We start from the raw sequence: 13,296 nt of genomic DNA, 5'->3' as shown, positions 1-13,296 counted from the left end.
AATTCCTGTTTTACGTATCATCTTATTTCAACGTCACACTCACATTGTCAATTGTGATGTCATGAGCCCCGAGTGGCGACCCTTCTGTGCGTCCCATCAAGAACTTCAATCCTGTGACATCTGTCACCGGCATCGTCACTTCAAACGTGTACGTGTTCGTTTCTGGTGTGACCGCTACGACTTCGCTCAAATAGCGATAGTACCCGACATTCTCTAACGTCACTTCGAATGAACGAGCGACAGTAGAGGATGCATCGAATTGGACGACGTAGGTTTGATCTTGTTGTAACTCAAGACCCCCTTGTTCCAAGAGGACACTCCACGCTTCGTTCCCTTCTTGCGTAATCGAGATATGTGCCGCCTCGTTCACCGCTTCGACAGCAGCCTGTGCGTCAAAGTGGACATAGGAGCCCCAGTGTGTGAGACCTTCTGTGAATGCTCCGTTTTTTAGAGGAAACGGGTCGATATAAACCGGTGTGACATCGCGCAATTCGACGTCATCGATTTCAATCACACCTTTTTCAGAACCGAGAATGAACTGAAGCTGACTCATGAGGTCGGTTCCGGCTTCCATCGTGAACGGAATTTCATACGTATCGAACGCTCCAGATAGCGCGATACGCTCTAGCGGAAGGTAGGCATCCTCATTCGCTCCGTTCAATCCTACTAGCAGACCGTCTACACGCTCTGCACGTGCTTTGAAGCGAAGAACGTATTCATGTCCCTCTTGCAATTGAATGCCTTGTTGCACCAACGTTGCCGGTGCTCCTTTTTTCTTGTTCGTTTCAAAACGGAAGAGACGCTCTACTGAATCGACCGTTCCTGTCCCTTTCGTGACACCTGGGTCGAACGTCCAATACGTCATACGATCCATCGCACCTTGGTCGAACGTACCGTTATATACATGGTTCCCGTCTCCGAGCATCGGCTTCGTCGCATTCGGATCGAATGCCTCACGAGGCGTCTGCTCGACACGGACGTTCCCGATTTGGACACCCGACGTGCTGAGTCCAACGTTGAACTCGAGACGTGCCGCAAGGTCAGTCTCTTCGGTCATATCGAATGTCATCGAGTACGTTTGGACGTCTGTCGTCAAATCGAATGACCCTTCATCTGAATATTTCGCATAGCCTCGTTCCGGACCACCACCGACTTTAACGGCGATTGAACGCGCCGCATCCGCTTTAGCATCAAACGTCACTTTATAGTGTCCACCTTTTCCGAGCGATACGTTTTGAATCAATTGATGCGAGTATGGTTGGCTTCCTGCCTGATCAATCGAAATGTCGGCGAATCGTGCCCCCGCCAAGTCGATCACATCGATAGAGCCGACACCACCAAAGTCAGGAAGCGCCACGTAGTTCCAATACGTCGGGTTGAGCGCCTGCGCACCGTTCGTTACCCTCGTAATTGGTTCAGTGTAGTCTTCGTCATAGACAAGGTTTCCATCATCTAGAGGTTGTTTCGCACCTTCCGGTAACACGATTTCTTCATCCGAGTACGTCGGTTCGACAGCATCACGATACTTCCCGTTCTTCAAGTCAAACACACGGACGTAATCGACTTCCATCTCTGCCGGGAATGGTGTAGTCTCGTCCACGTCCCCATCGAACCATCCACCGACCGCCAAGTTCATAATCAAGTAAAAATCTTGGTCGAATGGTGCAGGGTAACTATATTTCGATGCTTTGTTCGCTTCTTTCGCATACCAGTCATTTTGCGTTTGATAGAGCTGACCGTCTACATACCAACGAATCTCACCTGGTTCCCACTCGACCGCATATGTATGCCACTTGTCGATGCCGTCACCTTCTGCGAAGTGATAATCTTTCCCCGTATATTTGTTGTTCGGCCACGTTTCTCCGTAGTGAATCGTGCCCGCGACTTTATCTGGCTGACTGCCCCACGACTCCATGATGTCGATTTCACCTGATGCGGCCCAACCACCGTAGCGGTCTTCTTCTGGCAGCATCCAAAACGCCGGCCACAGTCCTTTACCGGTTGGAAGTTTGGCTCGCATCTCATAACGACCATATGTCTTACTGAACGTCCCCTTCGTCGTCAACTTCGCCGATGTGTAATCATAGGTACCGAATTGATCCGATGCTTGTTCTTTCTTTGCACGGATGACGAGCTTCCCGTCTTTCACGAAAGCGTTTTCGTTTTTGTCCGTGTAAAATTGCTTCTCATTGTTTCCCCAACCGGCAGCGACTGGATTTCCATCTTTGTCGACAATCCAGTTCCCCGTTTCAAAATTCCATTTCGAGTGATCGATTTCAGACTTGCTAAACTCATCTGACCAGACAAGTTTCCACTTAGCATCGTCGGCTTTTGAACTCTTTTCAGCCGGCACCTCTTGTTGCAAGGATAGGGCAAGGCCTGTCCCGAGTGCGAGTGCAACCCATTTCTTCATCGTGCGTCCTCCTTTAGGATAAATGATTGTCATATGTCAGCCCGTACTTTTGAAAGCGATTTCCGAAAGCGCTTTCGATAAATCCATTATAGATTTTTCTTTGCTAAAACTTCAACCACTTTTCGGAAGTGAAATCAAACTGACACATAAAAAAGCACCGACTCACGTCGATGCTTCCCGTAGTTCCCAATTCGAAAATGTCACGTCAAAACCTGTCGCATTCGCATCCGGACTACAGGCATATGGACCGATGCGTAATGTCGATACGTCATGGAGATGGGCAATGCGAAGCTGTTCACGCATACCGTCACCATATTCAAAGAAAATCTCCACATCTCCATCTGTATACACGATTTCAAACGTCAACGAATTGCGAACCATGTCATTTGAAAAATCACGTGTCGACCAATCTGAATAGCCAAACGAGGTGACGACTGCGCCAAGATGGGACGGTCCATCCGGAATGTACTCGACAGACGTCTTGATCCAATGGTCATCGTTCACATATAAGACGATCCCGGCCTGATCATATGTATGGCTCGGTTCCATCTGGATTGTCGCCCGACATGTAAATCGTTTGGCTTTGATGTCTGTTAGTCGTGCATGCGCCGTCATGCGGTTGAATCCGTAATGTGTATTTCGCCAAAAGTCCGTATCTGGCAAAGTGCGGAAAGTGAGCGGTTCAAATCTGTTCACGCTTTTTGGTTCATTTATCCACTTGTACGTATGCATGATGATTTATCCCTCCCCATTGTCCTCGCATGGCAAACAGTAACGGTATCATCGGTGTGTGATACGGTATGAATTCATGCTGTTGAATCATCTGCAGAATTGTCGCCTCATCCGCCCATTTCACGGCCTGTACTTCAGATTCTTGAAGCGTCAGCTCATTCAAATCCACTTCCATTTCGACCAAATAAATATCGTCAAACCCTTCGTCAAAATTGACTGTCAGGTGCGGTCGCGTCTGGGATAGATCAAGCTTGAGTCCAATCTCCTCTTCGAGCTCCCGCATGGCGGCTTGCTGGCTCGTATCTCCTACCGTGGCACTTCCACCGACTGTGATATCCCACATGTTGGCCCAACCATCCTTGAACGGTTGGCGCTGTTGAATCAACATCTCGCCCTTCTCGTTAAAGATACATACGTGGATGACAAGATGATATTCTCCTTTCGGCAATCGACTTCCGCGTTTCCACGTGCGATCGGTCTTTTCCCGGTCGACCGTATAGACGTCCCAAAATTCCATTAGATTACTCCCCTTTATGTTGCTGCGCTAGATGCCGCTGCTTGATCTGCTTTCGCGCAATCGATCGCTACGACGATAGAGATAAGAAGGTGCTCCATCTCCGGTTCTTCGACACGAATCTCGTAACTATCGCCCCACGAGAACCATTTCTTTTGCACACTTCCAATCGATTGTCCGTTCTTCGTCACATTAAAGTCCATGTCCCACCAATCGCCTTGGACATCGATCCCGGCCGCATCGATGGAATATTTCGGTTTGAAAAACGAGAACTCTTTCGAGATGGTCATCATATCTGTGCCGTCCACTTCCACAAAAAATTTCGGCAAAAAACTGAACGTCTTTTTCGTAATCGTTGTGACCGTCTGACCACTCGTGTCTTTAATTTCAAACGACTTCGGAAACTTCATAAAGCTACCTTCGATGAAATATTGATCATGTCCGTCAGCATCCTTGATGGTGAAGCGCCCGCGTAGACTAAACACTTTTTGTTTCATGTAGAGCGTGTGCATGATGATCCCTCCGATTTGTTGTAGTCCTTTACTTACGAGTCCAATCCAGAAATCGATTCACTTATAGCGAAGCCGTCTCCTTTGAAACGATATCGAGAACTTCTGCCAAGTGATTCACAACATAATTCGCTTCTTGTAACTCTACTTCTTGTGCGAAGTCAAAACGACAGCCAATCGAAATGAGTCCGTTCGCTCGTGCAGCCGAGATATCCGATAATCGGTCACCTACCACGAAGCCCTCCTGCAGTTCATACTTCTTCACGATTTCAGCCACTAAATCGCCCTTATCCAACGTGTCGATTTGTTGAATGCTATAAGTTTCTGTGATCCAACGATCCAATTCATAACGCGTGACGATGGCTTGTAAATAATCCACCAAGCCATTGCTCGCAATGAAGACTGGGTGATTCAGCTGATTCAATCGTTCAAATAACTCGAGCACCCCTGCATATAATGCTCCATTCCCGATTTCAATGTTTTTGATGAGTCGTGTTAAGAAATAGGCATCGACCTCTTCTCTAGTTTGCTCATCGTATTGTGGGAGCAATGTGTTCCAAACAACTGGCAACGGTACCCCCATGATGTTCCGATATTGATCAATCGGTGTCGGACCTATCCATTTTTCTTCACTTCGTAAATGATCAAACGTTTCATCTAGCGCCCGTTCCAAAATCAAATCTGTCCGAAACAATGTTCCGTCCATGTCAAAAATCACTGCGTGTTTCATCCGCTTCCCCCTCGTTAATCGAATCATGGTTGTCTGTCTATCATACGACAACCTCACAATAAAAAAACTACGCAGGAATTCCGCGTAGTCTTAGCATATTCCCTTACTTATTTGATTTTCCCTTTATTCTTCAACAAGTTGAAGATTCGTTTTGCTTGATCGGTGTTATCACTCATGCCGACGAACTTCTCTTGTTGTGGTCCGAACGCATATACCGGCACGTCGTCACCCGTATGACCTTCCGTCGTCCAACCCGTTCCCGAACGTTGATCGAAGATTTTCTCGATGGCGTTGTCGATTTTCGTGACGTCATTCGTCTCAGCCGCTTTCTTCACAGAAGCAATCTCTTCAGACGTCAATTCCAAATCAATGTTCTCACGTAAGACAGCTTCTACGTCCGCTCCAGCTTCGATTTCTTTCGCCATGAAGTCTGGAGTACGTTTCGCTGCTTGAATCGGAGTCGGATCCCAGTTATAGTTCCCGTCCGCCCCAACTGAAATACCGCCAGTCGAGTGATCCGCCGTCACGACGACTAACGTCTCACCGTTTTCTTTGGCGAAGTCACGAACGACCTCAAACGCTTGCTCAAAGTCCTTCATCTCACTCATCGCGCCGACAACATCGTTGTCATGTCCGGCCCAGTCAATTTGACTTCCTTCTACCATGAGGAAGAATCCATCCTTATCCCCTTTCAGTCGATCAAGAGCGGATGTCGTCATGTCCGCAAGACTAGGTTGTTCGTCTGAACGGTCAATCATCTTATCCATGCCGACTTCCGCGAATAGACCGAGTACCTGTTTGTTATCGTCCTGCTTCATCTCTTCTGCTGACGTGACGTAACTGTAGCCGTCTTCTTGGAACTGCTTGGCGATATTACGGTCTGAGCGTTCGAAGAACTTCGTTCCGCCTCCTAGCATGACGTCCACTTTATGCTCCCCATCAATCAAATCATCATAATAATCATTGGCGATCGCATTCTCACTCTTACGTTGCTCCTCGTGTGCCCCGTAAGAAGCCGGTGTCGCATGCGTGATTTCAGACGTCGCGACAAGTCCTGTCGACATTCCATTCTCTTTCGCTTGTTCAAGTACCGTTTTTACATCTGTTTTGTCGTTATCAACGGCAATCGCGTTGTTATACGTTTTGACACCAGAGCTCATCGCCGTCGCGGCGGCTGCCGAGTCGGTCACGTTTTCCGCATCGTCTTCAGGATACGTCGATTGCATACCTACTAAATGTGGATCGAAGGCTGTCGGTTCCATCTCCACCGTCTCTTCATTATCATTCATATAACGAAGTGCTGTCGTATACGGCACGCCCATCCCGTCGCCGATCATAAAGATAACGTTTTTCGCCTTATGATTTTTTGAATTCTTCGCCTCTGCCTCGTTTTGATGTTGTACCCCGACGATGCCTCCGAGTGCGAGCGTTGAAACGACTGCCAGTGGAACGAACTTCTTCATTGTCTTTTTCATCTAGTAAACCCTCCCGAATATGTACTACTCCTGTAGCCTAACGGACGTTTGTAAAGATACATTTTCAGAATGAATACAGCCCTGTATGGTTTTTGTAAATACGCCTACTTCGCCAAAATAAAAAGCCCGACTCTCTCGTCAGGCCTGTAACGCTGTATGAACAAAAGTATGCAAATCCTCTTGGCTGGTGATGTGCTCATTGCACGTCTTACTGTCGACACATATATATGTGCCGATGGCTTTGTAATAGTCCGGATTTTTCGCTTGTTTCGCTTTGGTGATCGTGACACAGTACGTCACATCCGTGAACTGATTACAAAAGGCACATATATTTTTCTTCGTATTCGTACTCGGTTTACATGCAATGCCAATCAATTGACCTTCGTATTGGCAAATCATCAACTTTTGATTGGAACGTCCATCGTTCCAACCTAGATACGTGAGTCGTCCAAAATCAACATCGGATAACTCCGGTAAACGAAGCTTCTTTTGTTTCGGGAACAAACTCTTCAGTTGCTCGGCAGAAATAACGGGAAATGGTTGAACCCATTCTCGTAATCGTTGCATATATTCGTCGAACGCTTCGTTCGTCTGTAGCGTTGTGAACTGTAACAGCTTTAGTTGTTCAGTCGTTGCCTCAGGGAATGCATACATCACTTTCGATTGTGCCAAGTCGATGACTGCTCGCAAGACAGAAGGCGGCAGGCTTTGCATTCGACTCTCTTTGACGAGCATCACTTGTTCTTTGATGAGATTATATTGTTCGTTTTGAATAAATGGATCTGACATTTTGTCGCCCCCTTCCTTAATTCTCAGTTTACAGGAAACAATGCTTCCTTACTGTGTACACTTTGATTAAGAAATATAGTCGACCTAAAAAGGCACGACTAGCGAACTAGTCGTACCTCCTTCATGTCGAACGGTATACAATCTTTCGAATCGTGTGCGTCGCCAAATGATAGGACATGGCCAGATTTTCGATTCGCTCTCCGTTCCGAAACGCTGCGCGTATGGCTTCGTTTCGTTCATCAAGTAATTGTTTTCCACCGTTGACCGACCCCCATTTCCGTTTCGTGTCAGTCGGGGTCGGCACATATAACGTTTCACCTTGTACGTATTGTTGCACCTCTTGCAACAATCGTTCTGGCAGGATTTGTTGCGCATTGACGTACTTCATCATACCTCGCTCCTTATTGAATGAATCCAATCCGATAAGGGAGCAAAGCCAAGTGGTTTACGTTAAAATCAAGCGATCAAGGTATTCGTTTCGCCCCATGCAAGTGATCGCCTTTCGTCCAAATGGCTTTGCATGAGTGCGTGAAGACCTAGAAAATCGAAGCCGATTTTCCACGGGTATGCGCCTCCTTTACGATGTGTCGTTCTTTCGATTATACCGGATTCAATGAATCGGCAAAAGGGCGGCTCAGCCGTTCTTCATACTGAATTCATCTGCGAGCTTGAAGGACACGTCCTTCACTTCTAATCCGCTTAACGCGAAATAGAGCTGGAGATAATTATGCTGGTTCAAGAAGAAGACCTGCTTCGTCTGCGTCACCCATTCTCCGTTCGTCCCATTAAACGTGAACGTCGCACCCGGGATATTGTTCGCAAATAATGTCACCGGCATCTGTGCCAACTCTCCCGCGTTCGAACGGGCAGTCAACGTGATGTCATACGTCCCCGTTTGGTCGACCGAGATAGCGAAGACGTGTGTGTTTCCGGTCGAGGTATCGATTCCTGACAAATCCACATGTTCCCCGTTTTCGAGATGTTGGTAGTCCAACTCAAATGTATCCTGTTGATTCATCTCATCCTCAAAGCCGAGCACCTCGACTGAACCGTCATGAATCCCGAGAAGACGCTCCATCGCCGGTGATTTCAAGATGAACGTACAAATATTGCGCGCGCTCCGCAACAACTCGCCCCGTGTGACAATCCCTTCTTCGAGTGATGCCATCGTGTTATCCTCGAACGAGTTTAGGTCCGGTCGGTCGACGACCATGTACAAGTCGTTTTGTGAGCGAACCATCGCTGCCGTATTTTGACGATTGGCCGACTCATCCTCACGGAAGTTCACTTTTGCCCACCAGTCTGTCATGACGATGCCTTCAAAGCCCCACTCATCACGTAAGATACGCGTATTTTGATCGTATAGACCAGCCGTCCAGATCCCGTTGACCGCGCCGTATGTCGTCATGATGGACGATGCGCGTCCTTCTTTCACCGCCATCTCGAACCCTTTCAAATAAATCTCGCGTAACGCCCGCTCCGAGACGACCGAGTCGATATCGTGACGATGCGCTTCTTGGTTATTGGCGCTGAAGTGTTTGAGCGTTCCCGTCACCCCGACACGATGCATGCCGTTCAATTGAGCGACCGCCATCTTCCCAGTCAAATGCGGATCTTCCGAGAAATACTCGAAGTTTCGACCATTCAACGGGTTACGGTGAATGTTCATTCCTGGTCCGAGCAACGTATCGATGCGGTTTTTCCGCATCTCGAGCCCTGTCATCTCGAACAAGTCTTCAACGAGGTCAACGTTGAACGTAGAAGCCAAGAGTGTGCCGTTCGGAAGCGCGAACGCCTTCGTTCCGATATCCATGCGAATGCCTGATGGACCATCGGCACAACATGCCGCTGGAATCTCAAGCTCGTTCAATCGATCGGACACACCACCGAACGCCGCTGCCGTCCCCGGCGTGACACGCGGTGAGTTCATCCCTTGTCCGCGAACGATTGTCGCCAAATCCTCATCTGTCAATTGATCTAAGAATGTTTCAAGTGACGCCTTTCCATGATACACATCGCTTAATTTGATACCTTGGTCACCCGTGAACACTCTAGTCTCAGGGCGTTCTTCCAAATAACGTGTCTCAACGTCAACGGCGCGAAGCGGCGTCGACTCGTAGCCCACTTCAAATCCCTGTTCGCCTTGAATTGGTTTCATCCGTTCGAACGGGAGGACAGGCGCCATATTTTCGCTTAACGTCTCGAGGACACGTTGCTCCTGTTGCTCGACTTCGAGAGCGAGTGTAGCCGAACGCACATCCGTTCCGACGTACAACCGATACGTTCCTGCCTCTAAAACGAAGCTCGATTCATAACCCGTCACGCCAGAGTCGTCATAGCTCGCAAAGTCAGTCATGTGGACGTTGAAAGAAAGGATTTGGCGCTCGCCCGGTTCAAGAAGCAAGGTTTTCTCGAACGCCACCAATGACCGGAACGGATTCCCGAGCTTCCCTTGCGGTTTCTCGACGTAGAGTTGGACGACTTCTTTCCCGTCACACTCACCCGTGTTCGTCACTTCCACCTCAACCATTAAAACGCCATCGACTTCTGCCGTACGCTTCACTTCAGTATGGAATGTCGTATAAGACAATCCGAATCCGAACGGGTACAAGACGTCGTCTTTCGCGAACGTTTCAAAGAAGCGGTAACCGACATAGATATCTTCCTGATAAATCCCTTTATCCGCGTGACCAAAGTTCTTCGTCGACGGATAATCTTCAATCGTGTGAGCAATCGTATCCGTCAGTTTCCCGGAAGGACTCACATCTCCGACGAGCACGTCGACGAGTCCTTTTCCACCTTCCATCCCACCTTGCCATGCATAGAGGATGGCACTCGGCTCCTTCGCCCACTTCATGTCGATGATGTTCCCAACGTTCAACACGACGACCGTCTTGTCGAAGCGTTTCGTGACGCGCTCGATCATCGTGTGTTCGATATCCGTCAATAAGTAACTACCCGGATCGGCCGTGTTGTCACGGTCTTCTCCTGCCGTACGTCCAATCATGATGAGGGCGACATCTGATTCTTGTGCCGCCTGTTCGACGAGTTCGTCCGTTACGTCCATCTCCTGTTGCGACCACGGTTCACCGGCCCAACCGACACCTTGGTCGAACGGATTCTCCTTCACCCATTCCTCATACGTCGCATAGAGCGATTCATTGATATGAATATCTGGACGCTCGCGCAGTGCCTCGAGCGGCGTCGTGACATGTCCGACGTTCACCATCCCGCCTGAACCGGTACCGCTCTTGTAGTAATGGAACTGGCTACGACCAAATACGGCGAGCTTCGTCCCTGACTGTAATGGGAGGGTCTTCTGTTCGTTTTTGACTAACACGACGCCTTCCGCGACCGCTTGACGTGCCAATTCCTCATAACGAGTCCAATCCAATGTATACTGTTTCATTTCGTCAGCTCCTTAAGTCCTTTTGCGATTACATTCATACAATCGTCTGCCTGTGGATAGTCTCCCAACTTGTCCATGAAGGCATGGTCCATCCCCCGATATTGAATGAGGCGTGTCGGGACACCCGCTCGTGCCAGTTTCCGCGCATACGCCTCCCCTTCGAGTCGTAAGTAATCGTACTCGGCCGTCACAATCAAAGTCGGTGGTAGGCCTGAGACATCGTCTGCGAATAATGGTGAGACGAGAGGATGCGTGACATCCACCTCCCCTTGAAGATAGAGGTCATTTAATAGCGAATCCGGGTCGGCGAGGGCGAGCACGACACCTCGAATTAGGTCGTGATGGTGTGAGATATCGTAAGCATCGAGCGCCCATTTAAAATCATCTGTCGGAATCGAACCCAGATTGACGACGGGATAGACGAGCGCTTGATAACAAATGCGTCCTTCCCCTCGTTCTTGCTCCATCAAACAGCAAGCGGTCGCCAAGTTGCCTCCGGCACTATCCCCTGCGACAGCAATTTGATCACGAAGGACGTTCAACTCCGTCGCGTTGGCATATACCCATTCAAAAGCGCGGTAACAGTCATTCAATCCAGCCGGGAACGGATGCTCCGGGGCAAGACGATAATCGACGGAGATGACGACCGCGTTCGCCCGTTCCGAAAGCAATTTACAAGGATTCTCGACCGTATCAAGCGTTCCGCCGAAGAACCCGCCACCATGGAAGAAGAGGATGGCTGGGATGGCTTCAGTATGATGCGGACGATACAGACGAACCGGGATGTCACCGTCTTCACTAGGGATAAGTAGAGATTCCGTTTCGATATCAGTCGTCGTCTGATCCCGGTTCGGCCACCCCATACTGGCGCGTGCCACCTCGAGGTCAAATGCTGTATCCGGTTCATCGTGTGAAGAATGATTTGCGGTCAGCGTCGCAAAGACGCGTGGATCGAGGTCGCCGGTATGGTCTGAATCCGGTATGGGTTTGATGATGGTTTCGAGGTGGTTTGTTCTCGTAAGTTGCTGATGCTGATTCAAATAATCCATGAGATTTTCATAACTGTGTTTCAATATGTAGACCCCTTTCACCAGTACTTATTTTTATATGAAATTGGCTTTCCTAATGCCTTTCGGTCTATAATGGACTGTATTGCAAATAGACATTGAAATTTTCTGAAGCAGAAGTTTTCACGAAAGAATGAGGTTACCCATGAACAAACAGCAATTTACGGATTATCGCCTGAGCGACGAAATCACGCGCGCGTTGGGCATTATGAAATACGAATCACCGACTGAAGTACAACAGCAGGTCATCCCGCGTGCGCTCGAGCGCGAAGACTTAATCGTCAAAGCACAGACGGGAAGCGGAAAGACAGCTGCTTTCGGGATTCCGGTCATCGAGCTCATCGACTGGGCCGAAAATAAACCCCAAGTGCTCGTCTTGACACCGACACGCGAACTCGCTGTCCAAGTACGGGAAGACATGACGAACATCGGACGTTTCAAACGAATCAAAGCGACTGCCGTCTACGGGAAAGAACCGTTTTCGAAACAACGTGAAGAGTTGAAGCAAAAGACACATATCGTCGTCGGTACGCCAGGTCGCGTCATGGACCATATCGAGCGTGAGACCCTCTCACTCGACCGCGTCGAATACTTGATCATCGATGAGGCGGACGAGATGCTCAACCGCGGCTTCCTCGCTGACGTCGAGAAGATTCTTCAACAGTTGCCGAAAGACCGCGTCACGATGGTCTTCTCAGCGACATTCCCACAAGATATCGAACGTCTATGCCAGAAGCATATGAACGCTCCGGCACGTGTCGCGATCGAATCTACTGGCATGACCGCTTCGACAATCGAGCACCGCCTCCTCCCTGTTCACCGGAACGACAAACTGGCTGTGCTTCAAGACATCACGGTCGTCGAGAACCCGGACAGCTGTATGATTTTCTGTCGGACGAAGGAGAACGTCGATACGGTGTACGCCGAGCTCGACAAAGCCGGTTACTCGGCTGAACGCCTTCACGGCGGACTCGAGCAAGAGGACCGTTTCGCCGTCATGAACGGATTCAAGATGGGTAACTTCCGCTACCTCGTGGCGACAGACGTCGCAGCACGTGGAATCGATGTCGATAACGTCGAGCTCGTTATCAACTATGATGTTCCTGTCGAAAAGGAAAGTTACGTGCACCGGACAGGTCGTACCGGACGTGCCGGCAAACAAGGAACAGCGATCACGCTCATGACCCGTCAGGAAGAACGTCTCATCGGAGCTATCGAATCATACGTTCAATTTGAGATTCCGATGATCGATGCGCCGACAGAAGCGGAAGTTGCGGCTAACCAAGATGCCTTTGAGCAGAAGTTGAGCGGACGACGCGTCGTTCGAAACAACAAGACAGCCCGTATTAACCAGGACATCATGAAGCTTCACTTCAGTGGCGGGAAGAAGAAAAAACTTCGCGCCGTCGACTTCGTCGGAACAATCGCCAAAATCCCTGGCGTATCCGCTGACGACATCGGAATCATCACAATCAATGATCAGATGACATACGTCGATATTCTGAACGGAAAAGGTTCGATCGTCCTTCAAGCGATGGAGACGACGCCGGTCAAAGGGAAGAAATTAAAAGTAAGCAAAGCGCGTAAGTAATACAAATCTAGCCTCAAAGATGATATTCGTCTTTGAGGTTTTTTCATCTCACCAACATCGAAAGCGC

General features: G+C 49.0%; 11 protein-coding genes. 1 reads left to right on the top strand and 10 read right to left on the bottom strand.

Features of this window, described 5'->3' with window-relative positions:
* Positions 1–22: 22 nt before the first annotated feature.
* The 10 genes from F3H97_RS13670 to F3H97_RS13625 all read right to left on the bottom strand — a co-directional run bounded on the left by F3H97_RS13670 (position 23) and on the right by F3H97_RS13625 (position 11,620).
* The gene (locus F3H97_RS13670) at positions 23–2,413 is read right to left on the bottom strand and encodes a carbohydrate binding domain-containing protein (protein WP_196431667.1); all 2,391 of its coding nucleotides are present in this window, start codon (positions 2,411–2,413) and stop codon (positions 23–25) included.
* Positions 2,414–2,575: 162 nt separating this feature from the next.
* Entirely contained in the window at positions 2,576–3,109 is a 534-nt protein-coding gene (locus F3H97_RS13665) for a DUF1349 domain-containing protein (protein WP_370568595.1), read from the bottom strand.
* A gap of 10 nt (positions 3,110–3,119) precedes the next feature.
* Positions 3,120–3,662: an NUDIX hydrolase gene (locus F3H97_RS13660; RefSeq protein ID WP_196431665.1), complete on the bottom strand. Its 543-nt coding sequence runs from the start codon at positions 3,660–3,662 to the stop codon at positions 3,120–3,122.
* A gap of 14 nt (positions 3,663–3,676) precedes the next feature.
* On the bottom strand, positions 3,677–4,171 hold the full coding sequence (locus F3H97_RS13655) for an LURP-one-related/scramblase family protein (RefSeq protein ID WP_196431664.1): 495 nt from the start codon (positions 4,169–4,171) through the stop codon (positions 3,677–3,679).
* Between the two features lie 61 nt (positions 4,172–4,232).
* Positions 4,233–4,898 carry an HAD family hydrolase gene (locus F3H97_RS13650; RefSeq protein ID WP_196431663.1) on the bottom strand — a complete coding sequence of 222 codons (666 nt, stop codon included), beginning with the start codon at positions 4,896–4,898 and terminating at the stop codon, positions 4,233–4,235.
* 107 nt (positions 4,899–5,005) lie between these two features.
* Positions 5,006–6,373 (bottom strand): alkaline phosphatase, encoded by a 1,368-nt coding sequence (locus F3H97_RS13645; RefSeq protein WP_196431662.1) that lies wholly within the window; start codon positions 6,371–6,373, stop codon positions 5,006–5,008.
* 138 nt (positions 6,374–6,511) lie between these two features.
* A complete protein-coding gene (locus tag F3H97_RS13640; RefSeq protein ID WP_196431661.1) occupies positions 6,512–7,162 on the bottom strand; it encodes a FusB/FusC family EF-G-binding protein in 651 nt (216 codons plus the stop codon).
* A gap of 121 nt (positions 7,163–7,283) precedes the next feature.
* Positions 7,284–7,550 (bottom strand): CD3324 family protein, encoded by a 267-nt coding sequence (locus tag F3H97_RS13635; protein WP_041917957.1) that lies wholly within the window; start codon positions 7,548–7,550, stop codon positions 7,284–7,286.
* A 246-nt stretch (positions 7,551–7,796) separates the two neighbouring features.
* Complete coding sequence (locus tag F3H97_RS13630) at positions 7,797–10,571, bottom strand: glycoside hydrolase family 3 protein (protein ID WP_196431660.1); 2,775 nt, start codon at positions 10,569–10,571, stop codon at positions 7,797–7,799.
* Positions 10,568–11,620, bottom strand: coding sequence for an alpha/beta hydrolase (locus F3H97_RS13625; protein WP_196431875.1), 1,053 nt, complete (start codon positions 11,618–11,620; stop codon positions 10,568–10,570). The genes F3H97_RS13630 and F3H97_RS13625 overlap by 4 nt, the downstream gene beginning before the upstream one ends.
* 163 nt (positions 11,621–11,783) lie before the next feature.
* Here F3H97_RS13625 and F3H97_RS13620 point away from each other — a divergent pair, with 163 nt between their 5' ends.
* On the top strand, positions 11,784–13,229 hold the full coding sequence (locus F3H97_RS13620; RefSeq protein WP_196431659.1) for a DEAD/DEAH box helicase: 1,446 nt from the start codon (positions 11,784–11,786) through the stop codon (positions 13,227–13,229).
* Positions 13,230–13,296: the final 67 nt, after the last annotated feature.

It is taken from the genome of Exiguobacterium sp. SRB7LM (genome assembly GCF_015712685.1).
Classification (GTDB): domain Bacteria; phylum Bacillota; class Bacilli; order Exiguobacteriales; family Exiguobacteriaceae; genus Exiguobacterium; species Exiguobacterium profundum.
The sequence above is the reverse complement of the archived record's forward strand: the minus strand, read 5'-3'. Positions and strand labels throughout refer to the sequence as shown.